At 35.7% G+C, this 19,656-nt stretch carries 17 protein-coding genes; 7 read left to right on the top strand and 10 right to left on the bottom strand.

Going from position 1 to position 19,656, the window contains the following annotated elements; all coding sequences use genetic code 11:
- The first annotated feature begins 205 nt into the window (after positions 1 to 205).
- Entirely contained in the window at positions 206 to 1,642 is a 1,437-nt protein-coding gene (locus HME7025_RS07310; RefSeq protein WP_109323006.1) for an alpha-L-fucosidase, read from the top strand.
- Here the strand turns inward: HME7025_RS07310 and HME7025_RS07305 are convergent.
- Genes HME7025_RS07305 through ligA form a run of 4 tightly spaced genes read right to left on the bottom strand, consistent with a single transcriptional unit; the run spans position 1,608 to position 5,242 of the window.
- Positions 1,608 to 2,057 (bottom strand): hypothetical protein, encoded by a 450-nt coding sequence (locus tag HME7025_RS07305; RefSeq protein WP_109323005.1) that lies wholly within the window; start codon positions 2,055 to 2,057, stop codon positions 1,608 to 1,610. The genes HME7025_RS07310 and HME7025_RS07305 overlap by 35 nt on opposite strands.
- Positions 2,038 to 2,340 carry a Dabb family protein gene (locus HME7025_RS07300; protein WP_109323004.1) on the bottom strand — a complete coding sequence of 101 codons (303 nt, stop codon included), beginning with the start codon at positions 2,338 to 2,340 and terminating at the stop codon, positions 2,038 to 2,040. Before HME7025_RS07300 ends, HME7025_RS07305 begins: the two co-directional genes overlap by 20 nt.
- A 4-nt stretch (positions 2,341 to 2,344) precedes the next feature.
- On the bottom strand, positions 2,345 to 3,238 hold the full coding sequence (gene dapA, locus HME7025_RS07295; RefSeq protein ID WP_109323003.1) for a 4-hydroxy-tetrahydrodipicolinate synthase: 894 nt from the start codon (positions 3,236 to 3,238) through the stop codon (positions 2,345 to 2,347).
- 3 nt (positions 3,239 to 3,241) lie between these two features.
- Entirely contained in the window at positions 3,242 to 5,242 is a 2,001-nt protein-coding gene (ligA, locus tag HME7025_RS07290) for an NAD-dependent DNA ligase LigA (RefSeq protein ID WP_109323002.1), read from the bottom strand.
- An 81-nt stretch (positions 5,243 to 5,323) separates the two neighbouring features.
- Here ligA and rpe point away from each other — a divergent pair, with 81 nt between their 5' ends.
- The 5 genes from rpe to HME7025_RS07265 are packed head-to-tail and all read left to right on the top strand — an operon-like array spanning position 5,324 to position 11,282.
- Positions 5,324 to 5,986, top strand: coding sequence for a ribulose-phosphate 3-epimerase (gene rpe, locus HME7025_RS07285; protein ID WP_109323001.1), 663 nt, complete (start codon positions 5,324 to 5,326; stop codon positions 5,984 to 5,986).
- 5 nt (positions 5,987 to 5,991) lie between these two features.
- Complete coding sequence (locus HME7025_RS07280) at positions 5,992 to 8,019, top strand: OmpA family protein (protein ID WP_109323000.1); 2,028 nt, start codon at positions 5,992 to 5,994, stop codon at positions 8,017 to 8,019.
- Entirely contained in the window at positions 8,019 to 9,143 is a 1,125-nt protein-coding gene (locus tag HME7025_RS07275; protein ID WP_109322999.1) for an acyltransferase family protein, read from the top strand. The genes HME7025_RS07280 and HME7025_RS07275 overlap by 1 nt, the downstream gene beginning before the upstream one ends.
- 1 nt (position 9,144) lies before the next feature.
- Complete coding sequence (locus HME7025_RS07270) at positions 9,145 to 9,894, top strand: glycosyltransferase family 2 protein (RefSeq protein ID WP_109322998.1); 750 nt, start codon at positions 9,145 to 9,147, stop codon at positions 9,892 to 9,894.
- Positions 9,891 to 11,282 carry a protoporphyrinogen/coproporphyrinogen oxidase gene (locus HME7025_RS07265; protein ID WP_109322997.1) on the top strand — a complete coding sequence of 464 codons (1,392 nt, stop codon included), beginning with the start codon at positions 9,891 to 9,893 and terminating at the stop codon, positions 11,280 to 11,282. Before HME7025_RS07270 ends, HME7025_RS07265 begins: the two co-directional genes overlap by 4 nt.
- Before the next feature lie 7 nt (positions 11,283 to 11,289).
- On the opposite strand, the gene HME7025_RS07260 is transcribed toward HME7025_RS07265, so the two are convergent.
- Both HME7025_RS07260 and HME7025_RS07255 read right to left on the bottom strand, forming a co-directional pair.
- Positions 11,290 to 11,862: a carboxymuconolactone decarboxylase family protein gene (locus tag HME7025_RS07260; protein ID WP_109322996.1), complete on the bottom strand. Its 573-nt coding sequence runs from the start codon at positions 11,860 to 11,862 to the stop codon at positions 11,290 to 11,292.
- Positions 11,863 to 11,908: 46 nt separating this feature from the next.
- A complete protein-coding gene (locus HME7025_RS07255; protein WP_109322995.1) occupies positions 11,909 to 12,457 on the bottom strand; it encodes a peroxiredoxin in 549 nt (182 codons plus the stop codon).
- A 101-nt stretch (positions 12,458 to 12,558) separates the two neighbouring features.
- Between HME7025_RS07255 and HME7025_RS07250 the strand changes: the two genes are divergently transcribed.
- Complete coding sequence (locus tag HME7025_RS07250; RefSeq protein WP_109322994.1) at positions 12,559 to 13,479, top strand: hydrogen peroxide-inducible genes activator; 921 nt, start codon at positions 12,559 to 12,561, stop codon at positions 13,477 to 13,479.
- Here HME7025_RS07250 and HME7025_RS07245 read toward each other — a convergent pair.
- From HME7025_RS07245 to HME7025_RS07230, 4 genes are read right to left on the bottom strand one after another with little or no spacing between them, the layout of a single operon-like run.
- Positions 13,466 to 14,779 (bottom strand): MFS transporter, encoded by a 1,314-nt coding sequence (locus HME7025_RS07245; RefSeq protein ID WP_193495306.1) that lies wholly within the window; start codon positions 14,777 to 14,779, stop codon positions 13,466 to 13,468. The genes HME7025_RS07250 and HME7025_RS07245 overlap by 14 nt on opposite strands.
- A gap of 2 nt (positions 14,780 to 14,781) precedes the next feature.
- On the bottom strand, positions 14,782 to 17,499 hold the full coding sequence (locus tag HME7025_RS07240; RefSeq protein ID WP_109322993.1) for a DNA gyrase/topoisomerase IV subunit A: 2,718 nt from the start codon (positions 17,497 to 17,499) through the stop codon (positions 14,782 to 14,784).
- A gap of 9 nt (positions 17,500 to 17,508) precedes the next feature.
- Positions 17,509 to 18,084: an NUDIX hydrolase gene (locus tag HME7025_RS07235; protein WP_109322992.1), complete on the bottom strand. Its 576-nt coding sequence runs from the start codon at positions 18,082 to 18,084 to the stop codon at positions 17,509 to 17,511.
- Between the two features lie 8 nt (positions 18,085 to 18,092).
- The gene (locus HME7025_RS07230; protein ID WP_109322991.1) at positions 18,093 to 19,652 is read right to left on the bottom strand and encodes an NAD(P)/FAD-dependent oxidoreductase; all 1,560 of its coding nucleotides are present in this window, start codon (positions 19,650 to 19,652) and stop codon (positions 18,093 to 18,095) included.
- Positions 19,653 to 19,656: the final 4 nt, after the last annotated feature.

The following is a 19,656-nucleotide window of genomic DNA, read 5'->3' as shown; positions in this document are numbered from 1 at the left end:
AAAGAGTTTAGCAGCTTTAATTTACCTGCTTTTTTTTATTAATTTTAGTTTTATACTAATTAATCTTATGTTAAATGTTAAAATAGTTCAATATAAATTCAAAAAAATCTTCAAAACGGTTCTTTATTTAGAATTATTGTATCAAATATATAATTAGTATTAAATTTTTTCAAAGTCAGATTGCTCCATGTTTAAACATAACTTCATGCGTTTTGTAATTCTTATTTTCCTTTTTTTGAGTTCAACGGGTATTAGCTTTTCTCAAAAAATTCAACCTATTGCTCCTCTCCCTTCCTCCAAGCAGATTCAGTGGCAAGCTCTAGAATATTATGGCTTTATCCATTTTAACATGAATACATTTACGAATGTGGAATGGGGTGAGGGAAAAGAATCTCCATCCAATTTTAATCCTAGCGCTTTGGATTGTCGACAATGGGCTAGAATAGCTAAAGCAGCAGGTATGAAAGGGCTGATTTTAACAGCTAAACACCACGATGGATTTGCTTTATATCCTTCAAAATTTACGACACATTCCGTGGCAAAATCGCCTTGGAAAAACGGAAAAGGCGATGTAGTTAAAGAATTAGCACAAGCGTGTAAAGAATATGGATTAAAATTGGGAATATATCTGTCACCATGGGATCGTTTTCATCCCGCTTATGGCACCGATGAATACAATAAGATTTATGCTGAAATGCAGAAAGAGTTACTAACTCAGTATGGTCCTATTTTTGAATTTTGGTACGATGGAGCCAATGGCGAAGGACCTAATGGAAAGAAACAAGTATATGATTGGCCTTTGTTTCACTCGATGGTTAATAAATATCAACCTAATGCTGTCCAATTTTCTGATAATGGACCCGATATTCGTTGGGTAGGAAATGAAAGAGGATACAACTATGATACTTCTTGGAGTCCTATCAATCGTGATGAGATATATCCAGGTTATCCCAAATTTGATCAATATAAAAATGGTCAAGAAAATGGAACGCATTGGGTAGCACCTGAAGTTGACGTATCCATTCGTCCAGGTTGGTATTACCATCCTAAAGAGGATAATCGTGTAAAAAGTCCTGATTCATTAATGAAGATTTATGTAGCTTCAGTTGGCCGAAATGCTAATCTACTACTTAATATACCAGTAGATACTCGAGGATTGATTCATCCCAATGATTCAGCTGCCATGATGGGATTCGCGGCATTGAGAAAGAAAAGCTTGATTAATTTGATGAATGCAAACTCAAGCAAGATTCAAGTTAGTTCAACGAATAATTCGACTTATTCTGTAAAGAACTTAGTAGATACGAATCCAGCGAGTGCTTGGGCTCCTCTAGTGAGTGACAAGCAACCAAGTATTGAAATTACATTAGCTACTCCTCTTCTCTCCAATACATTGATGCTCCAAGAACCTATTGCTCTCGGGCAAAGGATTAAATCATTCTCCGTCGAAATTGAGTCTGAAAATGGAGATAAATGGTTAATTAAAGCTAAAACCATTGGAAATAAACGAATGCTTACCTTCCCAGAAAGAAAGGTAAAGCAAATTCGCATCATTTTAGAAGATTACAGAGCCCAACCTTTGATTTCGAACTTGGCTCTTTATCGAATTATTTCAGTACGTAACGAATCGCTTTACCACTAAAAGTATAGCCATTGGCATATTGAGTACTATAAACTTGGTATTTTACGTCCATTAAAGCACTAGCTCCCATTTCGGTGGCTTTTTCTACCAATTGACTCAATATTTCTTGTTTTTTGGTCTGGTGATTTCCACGGTTCAGCATTTTTCCGTTCACCGTTTGGTTATTTTCTAAAGGAACTTCACCCGAAATACTGATACTTTCAATGACCTCATAAGATTGCTTAGGACTTTCATTGAAATAAAATACATCGATGGCATACTTGACCGGTATTTCAAAACCTAAACCATCATGACGATCAACTCCCCCATCTTTGTAATTTGGAGAATAGTAAGAGGATGGCTTAACGTTTTTTGAACAAGCGGCTAACAAGATTATAAAGCCTAAGCTTAGAACTTTAAATGCTTTCTGAGTCATAAATTAATACCCTGTCCCAATATTGAGCACAGTTTTTGATGAATTCTAAATGGATGGGAGCCGTTTGATAATAATCATGCCCTGCTTCATCCACAAAAGTTGTTAATAAACAATAATCGTAAGAACGATCAATCACTGGTCGGTCTGTACTAGCTGGCTTCCCAACATTGAAATCTTTAACTGTTTCTACTTTCTCTAATGACAAGACTCCGGCTTCAAATTGTTGAATTTCTTCTTCGCTCAGGCCTTTTTTTAACCAAAAATTTACTACGTGAACAAACATATGTTTAATTAGATAAGTTTTCTTGTTGAATAATACGGTTCAATTTAACACCCAATTCTTCTGATGCTTCTGCTAATGGCATACGAACTTGAGCTTGAATCATTCCTTTTAATGCTAAAATTTTCTTCACTCCCACCGGATTACCTTCTTCATATAAATATGGATCAACGGCTAAGAAGCTACCTAATGATTTTCTAGCTTCTGCAAAATCACCTGCTAAAGCTGAATGTATCATTTGAGAGAATTGATGAGGAAAAGCATTGGCAATAACAGACATAACGCCAACTCCACCTATGGAAATAATAGGTACAGCTTGCACATCGTCACCAGAGATTAAAAGGAAATCGGCAGGTTTATGTGCTGCAATCTCCATGCATTGTTCAATGATACAAGAAGCTTCTTTTACTCCGATGATATTAGGATGTTCTGCTAAAGTTAAAATTGTTTCTGGAGACAAATTAATACCTGTTCTTCCTGGGATATTGTATAATATTACAGGAACAGGACTTGCATCTGCCACGGCACGATAATGTTGGATTACTCCACGTGCACTTGGTTTGTTATAATAAGGACAAACAGATAAAATGGCATCAATACCATCAAAAGACGTTTGTTTGATTTGAGCAATTAAATTTTCAGTATGGTTTCCACCTAAACCATATACAATAGGTAAATTTTTAGAATTTGATTCCTGAACAGTGGCAATGATTTTCTTTTTTTCATCGGCACTGGTAGTAACTGATTCACCTGTGGTACCTTGAACCACTAAATAATCGACACCACCTGTTGATACGTATTGAACAAGTTTTCCTAAGGCGGTCCAATCAATCGTTCGATCGGCTTGCATAGGTGTAATCAGGGCTGGTGCTACCCCATGAAATTTAGGTAATGTATGCATGTGCTAGTGTAGAAGAGCTAAAAACTCGTCCTCTGTGATAATTTTTATAGATAATAAATTTGCCTTTTCTAATTTGGCAGGTCCCATGTTTTCACCAGCAACTAGATAATCTAATTTGGATGAAATACTGGATACAACCTTACCTCCATTGGCAATAATTTTGTCTTTCAATTCTTCTCTTTCGAAGTTTTTAAACACCCCCGAAATTACAAAACTTTTTCCGACCAAGGCTTCTCCCTCCAAAACTATTTCTTGAATTTCTTCAGATAACTGTACTCCGGCTTCTCTTAAACGATCAATTTGTTCAATATTATCTGGATCATCCAAATATTCCCTCAAACTTTGCGCTATTCGTTCTCCAATTTCTGGTACAGCAATTAATTCTTCTAAGCTTGCCAACTTTAATTTTTCCATCGAATGAAATTGAAGGACTAATTTTTCTGCAATGGTTGCTCCAACATGTCGAATCCCTAATCCAAATAATACTTGTCTGAAAGGAATCGACTTAGATTTTTCTATTGACTGTAAAATATTATTGATTGATTTACTTTGAAATCCTTCTAATCCATTGAAATGACCTTCATTTAATTGATAAAGATCAGCTATATAATGTATGATGCCTTTTTCTACCAATAAGTCGATTGTCTCCACTCCAAGGTTTTCAATGTTTAACGCTTTTCTTTGAATGAAATGCTCTATTTTACCTTTAATCTGGGGTGGACAATGCTTGTCGTTCAAACAATAATGATTCGCTTCTCCTTCTTGTCGGACCAAGATAGTTCCACAGGCAGGGCATTCTTCTGGGAATTGAAATTTAGGAGAATTTCCTTGTCGTTTAGCTACATTGACAGATGTGATTTTGGGTATAATTTCTCCTCCTTTTTCAATAAAAACGAAATCTTTTTCTCTCAAATCTAAACGGTCCATTTCATTGGCATTGTGAACTGAAGCACGTTTGATCATGGTTCCAGCTAAATAAACGGGCTTTAAATTCGCAACAGGTGTCACATTGCCTGTTCTGCCTACCTGATAACTAATGCTTTCTATTTCCGTTTCAGCAATTTCAGATGGATACTTATAGGCAATTGCCCATCTTGGCGATTTGGCTGTAAACCCCAGTCGTTCTTGTTGAGCGTAATCATTGATTTTGATAACAATACCATCTGTGTTCAAAGGTAATTCATTCCTTTTATCTTGCCATTCATGAATGTAGTTAAGCACCTCAGATATTGACTGACATTTTCTCCAAGTCGGAGAAATAGGAAATTGTGCCTTTTCCAGAGCAATTAAGCTTTCTTCATGTGTTTGAAAAGGATTTTCATTTCCCACCATAGCATAGATATAACAAGCCATGTTTCTTCGAGCTACCTCCGCTGAATCTTGCATTTTAAAGGTTCCTGAGGCGGCATTTCTAGGATTAGCTAATGGAGCTTCTCCCCGACTGACTTTTTGGTCATTGATTGCCCCAAAGGATGACAAAGGCATATATCCTTCTCCTCGAAGCTCAAATTCCCTTGGGAAAATGCTGGAATTTAATCGAATCGGTAAATCCTTAATAGTTTTGACATTATTAGTGATATCATCTCCTCTAGTTCCATCTCCTCTGGTAACCCCTTTTATTAATTTACCGTTTTCATACCAAAATGATAAGGCTACTCCATCAAATTTAAGTTCGCAGATATATTCATATGCTTCACCATCCAATCCTTTGGCAACTCGTTCATCAAAATCTCTTAAATCTTGTTCATTATAGGTATTACCCAAAGAAAGCATTGGGAAGCGGTGGGTGACGCTTTTAAATTGCTTGGTAATTGTTCCTCCTACCCGTTGAGTTGGACTATCAGGTAAGGCAAAAAGCGGATTTTCTTCTTCTAATTTTTGGAGTTCAGCCAATAATGCATCGAATTCCTGATCAGAAATGAGGCTTTCATTTTGTTGGTAGTAAGCTTCGTTGTATTGATTAATTTGATGGATTAATTCTTCCATCCGCATTTTCACATCCATGTATCAATTTTTAACAACCTAAAGTTAAATGGAAAGCACTAAGAAATAAACCTTAGCCAATAATTTTCATACCTTTGCAAGATGGAAAGTTTAATCATTGCCCCCTCAATTTTAGCTGCAAATTTTGCAGAACTAGGTTCCGAAATTGACATGTTGAATGCTTCTCAAGCAGAATGGATCCACGTGGATGTGATGGATGGAATGTTTGTACCCAATATTTCTTTTGGTTTTCCCGTTTTAGAGGCAGTCAATAAAAGAGCAACTAAAGTATTGGATGTCCATTTGATGATAGAAAAGCCTGAAAGGTATTTAGAAGCATTTGCTAAGGCAGGTGCTCAGGTTTTAACAGTACATTTTGAAACATGTCCTCATTTACATCGTACGATTCAACAAATCAAAGACTTGGGCTGTATAGCAGGTGTTGCTTTAAATCCATCTACTCCTGTTCAAGTTTTAGAAGATATCATTTCAGATGTTGATTTAGTTTTAATTATGTCGGTAAATCCTGGTTTTGGTGGTCAAAAGTTTATTCCAAACGCCATTAAAAAGACCAAAGAATTAGCTGAATTAGCTGCATCAAAAGGATTGACAAAACTAAAAATAGAAATTGACGGTGGAGTTTCAATGTCCAATGCTGCTGATTTAATTGATGCTGGAGCCAATGTTTTAGTGGCGGGTAATTTTGTTTTTTCTTCATCTAATCCCATGGAAACCATTGCCAATTTGGTGAAACTAGGTAACTAACATTCATGAATTTGAAAATCCGCTTAATTTTTGGAATTTTCTGTTGTCTGCTTGTTTTTAGCTTGCCTGCACAGCGTGTTCGCTGGGCCAATAAAGTCATATCGGTTTCAAGTGAGTATTCAGACCCCTTATTGGGTTTAGAATTTCGAGCTTTGCATATTTTGGGTAAACCGAGTAAATACCCAGCATTCAGTAATAGTCCTAGTGCTTGGCAATCTTTGACCCCTGATAACCCAGCAGGAGAATACATTATTGTTTCATTTGATAGTATAGCTACGATCAAACAGGTGGCTATTTTTGAAAACTTCGGTGCGGGTTCCATAGTGCGTGTTGATGGATTAGATGAAAATAATAAATTGATTTTGTTAAAAGAGTTTAGCCCAGGCTATGCATTAAAATCAGCTCAAGTCACAACCATCCATTTACCTTCTCCTTCTGTGCCCATTCGTGCGATAAAAGTGTCCATGAATTCAGAACGGGTTAGAGGTTATTCTCAAATTGATGCCATTGGTATTTCGGATTCAGATGTTCCCATTGAAGAAAGCTTAAAGTTGAATAAGGATTTAAATGCCTATTCCTTTAAAGAAAACTTAGGCAAAGAAATCAATTCACCATACAATGAGATTTGCCCTGTTATTAGCCCAGATGGCAAAAAACTCTATTTTACACGTTGGAAACATCCTTCCAATATGGGTAAAAATAAGAATCAAGATATTTGGGTTTCTAATTGGCAGGCGGATACCAAAACTTGGTCTAAAGCCGAATTATTTCCTGAGCCCATTAACAATGATGAAAACAATGCTGTTTGCGGAATCTCGCCAAATGGCAAAACCATGTTGTTGAACAACGTGTATCGTAATGATGGTCAAATGGAGAAAGGTGTATCCATGTCATTTCTATTGAGAACGGGCGACTGGAGTTTCCCAAAAGCGTTGAAAATATTGAATTTTAAAAATAAGTCAGAATTTTCAGAGTATTCCTTGGCTCCCAATGGTAAGATTTTAGTGATGACCACTGAAATGAAAGATTCCTTTGGAGGTAAAGATATTTATGTATCGTTTTGGAAAAATGATGATAGCTGGACAGAGCCAAGGAACATTGGACAAGTAGTAAATACGGGAGAATCTGAATCTACCCCTTTCATTGCTCCTGATGGAGTAACCATGTATTTTTCTTCCAGTGGACATGTGGGATACGGTAATAATGATATTTTTCTTACGCGTCGATTAGATGATACATGGTTGAATTGGTCGGAGCCTGAAAACTTAGGTCCTATCGTTAATACTCCTCAATGGGATGGCTATTTTTCTGTAGCTGCACAAGGTGATTATGCCTATTTTAGTTCTGTTGAAAACTCGTTAGGTGCTGAAGATATCTATCGGATTAAAATACCAGAGAAAGCAAAACCTTTGACCTTGATTCAAATGGCAGGTCAAATTCTTAATCAAGATACCCAAGAGACTATTGCAGGTAAAATTTTAGTTAAATCAGTAGCTGGGACTGATTCATTGTGGGTTGATTATGATCCATATTTGGGTGATTATAGTTTTATGTGGCCAGCAAAAAAAGCATTTACCATGCAAGTGGTGAAAGATGGTTATATCTGTCGGGTGGAAAAATTTGATTATACATCTGAGCGCAACTTTAAAAACATTCAAAGGAACCTTTTGATAATTCCTATTCAATTGAACAAGCAATATCAAATTCCTAATATTAACTTTGATCAAAGTAAGGCAGAACTTATTCCAAGTTCTTATGAAGAATTAGATAAAATAGTTAAAATTTTAAAAGACAATAGTAATTTTAAAATCCTGTTGGAAGGTCATACGGATAACCAAGGAGATTGGAATGAAAATATGAAACTCTCTTTAGAAAGGGTTGAAAATGTCAAGGCATATATTGTTTCCAAAGGAATAAGCCCGAATCGAGTGCGTGTCAAAGGTTGGGGAGGAACCAAACCTATGGCAAGTAACATGAGTGAAGAAAGAAGGAAATTAAATCGAAGAGTGGAGTTTACACTTCAAGGAGATTAATGAGCGATAAACACGCAGTATATTTCACGCAATTAAACGGGATTCGCTTTTTAGCGGTTTTTTTGGTGCTAATGGACCATTGGTTGGTACCAACTATCCCCTTTCCTCTTGGGCATTTAGGAGTAGTCATATTTTTTGTGCTGAGTGGATTTTTAATTACCCGTATTTTATTTCAAAGTGCTGATGATGTTGCAGAAAAAGGTCATTCGCCTTGGAATAAAATTAAGACTTTTATTTTACGTAGATCATTACGGATATTCCCAATTTACTTTCTTTTATTAGCCATTGGTGGGTTCTTACGCATAGAACCATTTCCTCAAGTTTGGAAATGGTTAGTATTCTATATGCCTGATTTTTACATCATGATTCATTATCAATGGCTTGGGGTTTGGGATCACCTTTGGTCATTGGCAGTAGAAGAACAGTACTATTTGATTTTCCCTTATTTTATTCTGTTTTTACCTCGAAAATATTTCGGTCGATTATTTCCTTGGATGATTGTTTTGGGCCTTTGTTCTCGATTGTTTTTTTACCTTTTTGCAAGCCATGATTTTAAAGAATCTTCATGGATGTGGTCTTATGTTAATCCTTTCAGTGCCATTGATAGTTTTGGTTTAGGAGGATTATTAGCCTATTTCTACCACTATCATCGAACGATATTTCAAAAAATAAGCAATGTTAATTTTATACTTCCGATTACGTTAACTTCCTTTTTTTTAGTTCTTTGGTTTTCTCATTTAGCGGAATATACTTACGATAATGTATGGTTTATTGTTATAGAACGTAGTGTGGCAGCTATCTTTTCTTTCTTTTTAATTGCGGAAGCTGTTTCGGAAAGACAACATCTCTTTGGTAAGTTTTTATCATTATCCTGGGTAGATTATTTAGGTAAAATATCCTACGGTCTATATTTGTATCATAATTTTATTTATAATTATTACCATCAAGAAGGAAATACTTTATGGTGGGCTATTTCTAAATATATGCCCCTATTTCAAACAAATTTCCTTAATTTTATATTGTCAAAATTTTTCGTCAACCTAATTTTATTACTATTTGTTGCTAGTGTTTCCTGGTTTGTTATTGAGAAACCAATAAATAGTTTCAAGGATAAATTAAAATAATATGAGTTTGGAATTAGTGGTAGTAATACCTGCTTACAATGAAGAGGAATGCATTCAGCAAGTGGTTGCCCATTGGATCAATGGAATTTCTACCTATGTAAGTCCTGATAAATTTAAATTACTGATCATTAATGACGGTTCTAAAGATCGTACTGGTGCTATTTTAGATGAAATTTCAGGTATTTATCCTAATCTTATTGCCAAACACCAATTAAATGGAGGTCATGGTAATGCGGTAGTTAATGGATATCGTATGGCAGTTGAAATGAATCCTACTTACGTATTTCAAACAGATTCTGATGATCAGTTTGATGTTAAAGATTTTGGAAATTTCTGGGAAAAAAGAAATCAATCTGAGTTTATTTTAGGATATCGTAAAGTAAGACATGACGACCCTTTCCGTTTGGTTATTACCCGTATTTTGAAATTCTCTTTATTGTTCATTTATGGTACCTATATTGATGATGCCAATATTCCTTTCCGTTTATTCAAAACAAGTTTCTTAAAGAAATTGTTACATGCTTTGCCTGCGCAGACACCTTTTGCTCCCAATATCTTTTTAGCCGTTTTAGCGAAAAAGTCGGGTCAGAATTTATATAACATCCCTGTCATTCACCGTGAAAGAGAAACAGGTGAAGTATCTATTCGTCATATGAAATTGCTTAAAGTTTGCTGGCAAAGTTTCAAAGAATTATTGGCCTTTAGAGTTCATTTAAACAGTTTAGTTAAAGAAATTACCCAAGGAAAATGAAATATAAATATGTCATCCTAGGTGGAGGACCCACTGGTTTAGGTGCAGCTTATCGTTTAAAAGAATTAGGGATTACTGATTTTATTGTCCTTGAAAAGGAAAACTTCGTTGGAGGTTTAGCCACCAGTTTTGTGGATGAAAAAGGTTTTACTTGGGATGTAGGTGGTCATGTACAGTTTTCTCATTATCAGTATTTTGATGATTTAATGAAATTAGCCTTAGGTGAAGAAGGCTGGTATACACATCAAAGAGAATCCTGGGTTTGGATTAGAGACCGTTTTGTTCCATATCCATTCCAAAATAATTTAGGTTATTTACCTAAAGAAGAGCAGTGGCAATGTTTACAAGGATTAATTGAATTGTATAAAAAAGGTCCAGCTACTAAATTAGCCAATTTTAGAGATTGGATTTTAAATACTTGTGGACAAGGTATTGCAGACGTATTTATGTTTCCATATAATTTCAAGGTATGGGCCTATCCTCCTGAAATGATGAATGCCAATTGGGTGGGAGAACGTGTGGCTGTAAGCGATTTAGGTCGGATTGTAGAGAATATCATATTTGAAAAGGACGATCTTTCTTGGGGTCCTAATAATTTATTTCAATTTCCTAAATCGGGTGGTACAGGAGCTATTTGGAAGGCAGTTGGTCAATTGATTGGAGAAGAATATTTCCGATTGAATTCTACGGTAAAATCTGTGAATTTAAATGCGCATCAAATTACCTTGGAAGATGGTACTCAGATTGAATATGATCAAGTAATGAGTACGATTCCATTGGATATATTCACCCAAAAGTGTGAGGATTTACCTGCGGAGATTACTCAAACGGCCCAAGGTTTGAAACATAGTAGTACACACGTGATTGGTATTGGTTTGAAAGGTAAACCAGTAGAACAATTAGCCAAAAAATGTTGGATGTATTTCCCAGAGGATAATAGTCCATATTACCGGATTACAGTATTTTCAAACTACAGTCCAGATAACGTACCAGATCCAGCAAATCAATGGTCATTAATGGCAGAAGTCAGTGAGTCTGACATGAAGCCTGTGAATCGAACTACTTTGGTGGAAGATACCATTAAGGCGATGATAGAAGATGGTTTGATTGAATCTGAAGATCAAGTGATTTCTAAATTCTATTTCTCTACATCTTACGGATACCCTACTCCTTCCATTGAACGTGATGGAATTCTAAAACAAGTATTACCCGTTTTAGAAAAAGAAGATGTTTATAGTCGTGGAAGATTTGGAGCTTGGAAATATGAAGTGTCTAATCAAGATCACTCCATGATGCAAGGAGTAGAATGGGCCAATCGCATGGTACATCAAGTACCTGAATTGACCCTTCCCTTCCCGAACACGGCTAATGCGATGTGGGGTAAATAATTTTACCCTACAATAATACGATTAAGCTTTTGAAAATTGCGGTTAAGCGGATAGCATCCATGATGCGAGCTTCTGTGGCACCGTGGTTAATGACAGATTGTTCGTGAGATTTAACACACATTTCACAACCGTTAATAGCTGAAACAGTTAAACTCGCTAATTCAAAGAATTCTTTTCCCAATACCGGATTCATCATGATCGACATTCTGATTCCTGCTGGAGCAGTGTTGTAATATTCTTTGCCAACAAAATGCTTGAAACGATAAAATACGTTGTTAGCATTCAATAAAGATGTTAACGCATGAATTTCGTTGATTTCTGCATCAGTGGCTCCTTTTAATTTAGCCAATTCAGTTAATGAATTAATAGTAATTTCATGCTTCTGATTTACTGAAACGGCAAGTGCCAATAATACGGCTTCTTTTTCTGTTAAAGTAGCATATTTTAATGCATTGGAAACATTGATTTTTAAATCTTTGATATAACGATTATCCGTAGCATCTAATTGGTCCAATAAAGGGAACTGGCTAGTGGCAGGTAAATTAATTTCGGCTAATAGATTATCTCTAGTTTCACTCATGATCTTGTTGTTAAAAAGCCCCAAATGAATGGGGCTTTAGTTGATATTATAAAGTTGCTTCTCCAGCTTTCCAGTTACATGGACAAAGCTCATCTGTTTGTAAAGCATCTAACACACGTAACACTTCATCTACATTACGTCCTACTGATAAATCATTAGCAGATACCCAACGAATGATACCATCTTGATCTACGATGTAAGTCACACGGTATGCTACTTTTTCATCTTCTGTCAAAATACCTAACTCTTCAGCCAAGCTCTTAGAAGTATCAGCTAACATTGGGAATTTTAAACCACGTAAATCATCATGATCTCTTCTCCAAGCTGCGTGAACGAACTCAGAATCTGTAGATGCACCAATTAAAACGGCATCACGATCAGAAAAATCACCCGAACGACGATTGAATTCAGCAATCTCAGTTGGGCAAACAAAAGTAAAATCTTTTGGCCACCAGAACATCACCATCCATTTACCATCTTTTTTATGATCTTCTGCAGTAATCGTTGCAAACTCCTTATCTTTTTCTAATGACACTACTGCTTTTTTCTCAAATGCTGGAAACTTACTTCCCAAACCTAACATGTGTGTAGACATAATATTAATTGTTTCGTTTAAATGTGATACAAATTTCGATAAGTTAATTCTATCAAGCAAATCTATATTTACTATATTTGTATAGTTTAAAACTATACGATATGACAATCACACAGTTAGAATATATTGTGGCCTTAGATGACTTAAAAAGTTTTTCAAAAGCGGCAGATTTTTGTTGTGTTACACAACCCAGCCTTAGTATGCAGATTCAAAAATTAGAATCTGAATTAAATATTGTCATATTTAATCGAAAGGATAAACCTTTAAAAGCAACGATACAAGGTCAAGAAATCATCAGACAAGCAAGAGTTATCCTGAAAGAAACAGCTACACTAAAAGATCTTTCCAAAGGTTGGAGCAATCAAGTTTCAGGTAATGTCAGTATTGGTGTGATACCCACAATCGCTCCCTATTTGATGCCGCGATTCTTATCAGGCTTCCAACAAAAATTTCCTGATCTCCATATTAATATTTCAGAAACGACAACTTCCAATATTGTCAAAGAAATAAAAGAAGGGAAATTGGATATTGGGATTTTGGTAACGCCTCTTGGTGATCAGCTCATAGAAAAGCATTTATATTATGAGGAACTGTATCTATATTCCAACCTACGCTTAAATTCGGGTAAAATTTGTAAGTCGGTGGAGCCAGAGAACTTATGGCTTTTGGAAGAAGGCCATTGTTTAAGTAGTCAAATTAATTCCATCTGTAATTTAAAATCCGGACAAACTTTAAGTCCAAGAATTACCTATCAAACAGGAAGTCTAGAAACTATCGTCCGTATCGCTGAAGATGCTGGAGGTCAGACCATTATTCCTGAAATGTTATATGATTTTTTAGATTCGAATAAACAGGATCATGTATTTCCTTTACCTTTTCCAAAACCTGTACGTGAAGTCTCTTTAGTGTACTCTCCTAGCTATGCGAGAAAAGGGATCATTCAAGCTTTGCATAAAGAAATTTTATCTGTAGTACCTGAATCTTGGCGTGAATTAAATGAACGAAATATTATTCCGATCTAAGAACCACAGGATTTATTTTGTTTAATCTAGCCATATAAATTAAGCTAAGTAAGAATACGAATGCTAGAACTAAAATCCCTAAACGCATATTTCCAGTTAATTGAATTAATAGGCCAAAAATAAATGTGCCGACTACGGTAGAAGCTCGATCGCATACATCAAAAAAGCTGAAGTAAGATGCCGTATCATGTTCATTTTCAGGACATAACTTGGCATATGTAGCTCTGGAGTTTGATTGGATTCCACCCATGACAAAGCCTATGGCTGTGGCTAATAAATAGAAATGAAATGTTTCATGAACAAAATAGGCTGAACAGCAAACTAAAATCCAAAATACAATTATGACACGAATAGCGTTGACATTGCCTATTTTCTTCGACAAATGAGCACAAACATATGCTCCAGGAATTGCCACTAATTGTATCAATAATATGGTGATAATCAGCGATTCAGATGGTAAATGCAACTCTTGGCTTCCAAAAAGTGCTCCCAAGAGCATAACTGTCTGCGAACCCATATTATACAGAAAGAAGCCAAGTAGAAAGTTTTTTATGGAAGGAATGTGAGTGATTTCATGGAATACTTTTTTTAATTCTTTAAACCCACCTAACCACCACCTTGGATGGTCTTTTTCCTTTTGAACAGATTTTGGTAGATAATAAAAGGGTATTTGTGCGAAAATGAACCACCAAACACCCACGGTTAAAAATGATATTCGAGATGCCATTTCTACGGATATTCCACCATATAAATCAGGCATTAAAATCATGCTTAAATTTTGTAACAATAAGATAACGCTACCAATATAACCTAATGAAAAGCCTTTAGCACTTAATTGGTCATAGCGATCCGGGCTAGCAATTTCGGGTAAAAAGGAATTGTAGAAAACTAAACTTCCCCCCCATCCTATGATAGAAAAAAGAAAACCTAATGATCCTATGATGTATTGGCCCTTTGTGAATAAATACAATATCATACAGCTAAAAGCACCTAAATAACAAAAGAAGCGCATAAAGCTTTTTTTACTCCCAGTGTAATCAGCAATACCTGACAAAAAAGGCATAAATATGGCAAGAACTAAGTAGGCAAATGAAATGATGTAAGAATATACAACTGTGTTTTGTAGAGAAAAACCTGCAATTTCAATTAACTCTGGATGCTTGCTTCCCATAACAATAGCTGCTACAGGAAAATAAATGGGAAATATCGCTGAAACAATAGTTAATGAATGTACAGAATTAGCCCAATCATAAAAGGCCCAGGCATTCATGGTTTTTTTATTGTTCAGTGTTTGTTCCATAGTTAAAATAGGCCTAATTGCTCCCCAGTTCCAGAATCTTTATTCTCAGATGGTAAATTCTTAATTTCAAAAGGAATATCATCCACATCATTTGAAGCATCCTCAGATTCTGATTCAATTGTATTTTCCTCTTGATCAGAATCATTCGCTTCAAAATTACCTTCTAGATTTTTAATGATGAATTCTGGTTCATCATCACCATCAACCGCAGGATTTTCATCTTCTAATTGAATAGGCGCTTTTTCATCGGTATCTACAAATTGTAAATCAGTTAATTTGGGATAGTTTAGCTTATTACCAATGGCTTTCCAGCCGCGTACATCTCCTAATTCAGAAATCGGCAATAATTCTACTTGATTGGTTTTTCCATCTGGTTTGTGCTTAATCTGCACATTAGGTGCATAATTATCTGTTGCAGCAATTAATCTGGAAGCTTTATGATCCGAAATAAACAAGAATTTTTTATCGATGGTTGTCGTTTCTAATTTAAATCTTTTGATAAAATGATTCTTACTACCTCCATCTAAATAAGCAGCTGAAATAATGCTATTGGCTTCATATTTTTTCAAATACAAAATATCATCAGCTGTATATCGATTGGTTAATTCGAAATTGGTTAATTCATAATTACCCGATTTGTACAATACTAAAATACTGTCTTTAGGCTCAAAATTGCCAATAAATTGACCATGTTCATCACGATTTAATCTACCAACAGTAGCATCATACCAAATATCCACACCCCCTAAAGTAGAAACTCCAGCCGATTTTTGAACAATTTTTCTAACGGGATATTTGGTCAATACGTTACCTAAAGATTCACGGCCTTTAATTGCTAATTTGGCAAAATCATAATCAAATTGTTTGATTTTGGCTGTACAATTGGCTGTTAAATTGATTTGAATAATTTCGGCTTCTCCATTTTCATTGGCAGAAAAATAGGTAATCTTGGATTTCGAATTATCACTTACCAGTTTATATTCTCGATCTCTTGTGACCGAAGTAACTTTAAATCGTTTGACATAAGAAATTCCATTTTTCCCGTCAAAATAGACCAAATTATAGACCTTTCTATCATCGTTTTTCTTGAAAACTGAGCAATACAAAATGTCTTTTCCGACAAAAACTTTCTCTTGAACCTTGGTAACAACACAAGTTCCATTCTGACGGAATACAATGATATCGTCGATATCCGAACAATCCATGATGTATTCGTCTTTCTTCAACCCATAGCCAATAAATCCATCGGCTCTATTGACGTATAGCTTTTGGTTGGCGGCAGCTACAACCGTAGCAGAAATGGTATTAAAGTTTTGAATTTCAGTTTTCCGCTCTCTTCCCTTTCCGTACTTACTTAAGAGATTTTTAAAGTAATTGATGGCATAGGTAATCAAATTAGCCAAATTGTGTTCTACTTCCGCTAATTCTTCTTCCAAACGTTTCATGGCTTCATCTGCCTTGAAAGCATCGAATTTGGAGATACGTTTGATACGGATTTCTAATAAACGTAAAATGTCTTCTTCTACGATTTCACGATAGAAATCCTTTTTGTAAGGCTCTAAACCCTTATCTACCATTTCAATCACCGACTCAAAAGTCTCACATTCCTCAATATCACGGTAAATTCTATTTTCAATGAAAATTTTCTCCAAGGAACTGAATAGAATACGTTCCATGAGTTCGGCCTTTCTAATTTCCAATTCTTGTTTCAGCAAATCAACAGTTTGATTGGTGCTTACTTTTAGAATTTCAGAAATGCCGACAAAATGTGGTTTTTCATCAATGATAACACAAGCATTCGGAGAAATTGAAATTTCACAATCAGTAAATGCATATAATGCGTCTATAGTCACATCAGGAGATATTCCTGGAGCTAATTGGATTTGAATTTCAACATCTTTAGCCGTATTATCGATGACTTTTTTAATCTTAATCTTACCTGTATCGTTTGCTTTAATGATTGAATCAATCAAAGATGTAGTAGTAGTAGAATAAGGTATATCCTTAATAACCAGTGTTTTCTTATCTATTTCTTCAATCTTAGCACGAATTCTGATTTTCCCACCACGTAAGCCATCGTTGTAATTAGATGCATCTAGCATTCCTCCAGTCAAGAAATCGGGCAATAATTCCACTTTTTTATTATTCAATAAATCAATGGATGCTTGTAGAATCTCACAGAAATTATGCGGCATGATTTTGGTGGCCAAACCTACAGCAATACCTTCAACCCCTTGAGCTAATAATAAAGGGAATTTAATGGGCAATGTGATGGGTTCTTTTTTACGTCCATCATAAGATAATTGCCATTTAGTGGTTTGGTTGTTAAAAACGACATCGTTGGCAAACTTGGATAGTCGTACTTCGATATAACGAGCTGCTGCCGCACTGTCTCCTGTACGCATGTCGCCCCAGTTACCTTGGCAATCAAATAACAATTCTTTTTGCCCAAGATTAACCATTGCATCTGTGATGGAAGCATCGCCATGCGGGTGATATTGCATGGTTTGTCCTACGACGTTAGCTACTTTATTAAAGCGACCATCGTCCATCTCCCTCAAAGCATGAAGAATCCTCCTTTGTACAGGTTTTAATCCATCTGCTACGGCTGGAACAGCGCGTTCAAGAATTACGTAAGAGGCATATTCTAAAAACCAATTCTCGTACATTCCTGCCACGGCAATTTGATTTTGCAAGCTGCCATCCAATGATTCATCCATATAATCGAACTATAGTGTTAACTCCCCTATTTTTAGGTGGAATAATTGGTATAAAAACAAGGCTGTGGCACCCCAAATAACTTCACCTTCAAATTCAAATTGTGGAGCCCAATAGGTCTCATTTTGAATTGTTAATTGATGCGCTTTTAATTGCGAGCTATCTTGGAAATGTGACACAGGTATTTCAAAAATACGATTTATTTCTCGTTTATCTAAAACGTAATTTTGCTTTTCTTCTAAGACTACAAAATATGGTTGAACCCAGTAATTGGAGACCATCACCCAAACAGGTTCCATTGCCTTTAAGGCATCATAAGGAACATCAATTCCGATTTCTTCTTTTACTTCTCTAATGGCCGTCACCTTCAAATCGTTATCGGATAATTCTTGTTTACCTCCAGGAAAAGCCATTTGTCCAGAATGGGCACCTTCATATTCATTTCGCTTGATCAGCAAGATGGTATTTTGGATGTCATTTTTGTGTATAATAGCCACTACTGCAGCTTGACGAGCATTTTCTTTCACCGAATCCATTTGCATGAAACTTTGATGAAGATTGAAAATAGGCTCAAACATTTCTTTCATGACATGATTTATTTTGCGATTGCTTCAGCACAACGAATTCCATCCAATGCCGCTGACATAATTCCACCTGCATATCCAGCTCCTTCCCCGCAAGGATATAATCCTTTAATTTGCGGATGTTCCAAACTTTCTTGATCACGAGGAATTTTGACTGGCGATGAAGTCCGACTTTCTAAACCTATGATTTGTCCAATATTACTGGAAAAGTTAGGTATCTTTTTATTAAAATCGCTTAAGCCCAAAGCCAATGGTTCTGCAATGAAATCAGGTAAAAAGTCTCGCATTTCTCCTGGAATTAATCCGGGGACATAGGATGATTCATGACACGATTTACTTGTTTTTCTTTGAATGAAATCTTGCGTTAATTGTGAAATCGCTTTTTGTGTTTCACCAGATAATCGATGTGCTTTTTGTTCTAATGATTCCTGCAAATACATACCTGCCAAGGCACCCTCTGATTTGAATTCAGCCAAATCATGGTCTAATAAACTAACTACAATTCCTGAATTGGCATATTGTGAGTCTCGTCTGGAAGGAGACATGCCATTCACAACAACTTGGTTTTGACTAGTAGCGGATGGTACAATGAAACCACCTGGACACATACAAAATGAAAATACGCCTCTTTGCAAACCTTTAAACTTAGTTTGGCTAACTAAACTAAAACTTGCTGGAGGTAAATAATCTGGCCTTTGTTTGTTTTTATATTGGCATGCATCAATGAGTGATTGTCGATGCTCAATTCGAACCCCCATGGCAAAGCCTTTAGATTCTATCAATATATTTTTTTGCCTTAGTAATTCAAAAATATCACGAGCAGAATGTCCAGTAGCTAAGAGTAATTTATCTGCTTTAAATTCTTGATTTTGAGCAGTAACAACTCCTTTGATCTGCTTGTTTTGAATAATAAAATCGGATACTCGTTGTTGAAAATGCACTTCCCCTCCTGCTTCAATGATTGCATCTCGCATGGAAGCAATGATGGCAGGTAATTTATTGGTTCCTATATGTGGATGTGCTTCAAAAAGTATATTTTGGTCTGCTCCATGTGCCACAAATGTTTCTAATACAGATTTTATATCCCCTCTTTTGGTACTCCTAGTATATAATTTCCCATCAGAGTAAGTTCCTGCACCTCCTTCGCCAAAACAATAGTTACTATCGGAATCGACGATGTTAAACCGATTGATGGCTGCCAAATCTCTCCTTCTTTCACGAACATCTTTGCCTCTTTCTAATACAATGGGTTTAATACCCAGTTGAATGAGTCTAATAGCTGCAAATAAACCAGCAGGACCACTTCCTACAATGATAACCTGCTCAGCTTCGGAGCTTAGACCCTTTAATTTAGATAGATGTTGTAAAGAAAAATCATGGTTCTTTTCATATAAGCCAATACGTAAATTGACTTTTATTTGTCGACTTCTCGCATCGATTGATTTTTTCTCGATTCGATATTGGCAGCTATTTAATAGATTTGTGCCTAATTCAGAAATAAGAAATGCTCGAAGCAATTCAGGAGAATGAGCAATTTCTGGACTGACTACAAAATCTTTTAGTTCTAACATCGTA

It is taken from the genome of Aquirufa nivalisilvae, from assembly GCF_003143535.1.
In the GTDB taxonomy this organism is placed as follows: Bacteria; Bacteroidota; Bacteroidia; order Cytophagales; family Spirosomataceae; genus Aquirufa; species Aquirufa nivalisilvae.
The sequence above is the reverse complement of the archived record's forward strand: the minus strand, read 5'-3'. Positions and strand labels throughout refer to the sequence as shown.

Bases quoted from the DNA above. Each gene is read 5' to 3' on its own strand.
- HME7025_RS07310 (WP_109323006.1), top strand. From the start codon at position 206: ATGCGTTTTGTAATTCTTATTTTCCTTTTTTTGAGTTCAACGGGTATT.
- HME7025_RS07305 (WP_109323005.1), bottom strand. From the start codon at position 2,057: ATGACTCAGAAAGCATTTAAAGTTCTAAGCTTAGGCTTTATAATCTTG.
- HME7025_RS07300 (WP_109323004.1), bottom strand. From the start codon at position 2,340: ATGTTTGTTCACGTAGTAAATTTTTGGTTAAAAAAAGGCCTGAGCGAA.
- dapA (WP_109323003.1), bottom strand. From the start codon at position 3,238: ATGCATACATTACCTAAATTTCATGGGGTAGCACCAGCCCTGATTACA.
- ligA (WP_109323002.1), bottom strand. From the start codon at position 5,242: ATGGATGTGAAAATGCGGATGGAAGAATTAATCCATCAAATTAATCAA.
- rpe (WP_109323001.1), top strand. From the start codon at position 5,324: ATGGAAAGTTTAATCATTGCCCCCTCAATTTTAGCTGCAAATTTTGCA.
- HME7025_RS07280 (WP_109323000.1), top strand. From the start codon at position 5,992: ATGAATTTGAAAATCCGCTTAATTTTTGGAATTTTCTGTTGTCTGCTT.
- HME7025_RS07275 (WP_109322999.1), top strand. From the start codon at position 8,019: ATGAGCGATAAACACGCAGTATATTTCACGCAATTAAACGGGATTCGC.
- HME7025_RS07270 (WP_109322998.1), top strand. From the start codon at position 9,145: ATGAGTTTGGAATTAGTGGTAGTAATACCTGCTTACAATGAAGAGGAA.
- HME7025_RS07265 (WP_109322997.1), top strand. From the start codon at position 9,891: ATGAAATATAAATATGTCATCCTAGGTGGAGGACCCACTGGTTTAGGT.
- HME7025_RS07260 (WP_109322996.1), bottom strand. From the start codon at position 11,862: ATGAGTGAAACTAGAGATAATCTATTAGCCGAAATTAATTTACCTGCC.
- HME7025_RS07255 (WP_109322995.1), bottom strand. From the start codon at position 12,457: ATGTCTACACACATGTTAGGTTTGGGAAGTAAGTTTCCAGCATTTGAG.
- HME7025_RS07250 (WP_109322994.1), top strand. From the start codon at position 12,559: ATGACAATCACACAGTTAGAATATATTGTGGCCTTAGATGACTTAAAA.
- HME7025_RS07245 (WP_193495306.1), bottom strand. From the start codon at position 14,779: ATGGAACAAACACTGAACAATAAAAAAACCATGAATGCCTGGGCCTTT.
- HME7025_RS07240 (WP_109322993.1), bottom strand. From the start codon at position 17,499: ATGGATGAATCATTGGATGGCAGCTTGCAAAATCAAATTGCCGTGGCA.
- HME7025_RS07235 (WP_109322992.1), bottom strand. From the start codon at position 18,084: ATGAAAGAAATGTTTGAGCCTATTTTCAATCTTCATCAAAGTTTCATG.
- HME7025_RS07230 (WP_109322991.1), bottom strand. From the start codon at position 19,652: ATGTTAGAACTAAAAGATTTTGTAGTCAGTCCAGAAATTGCTCATTCT.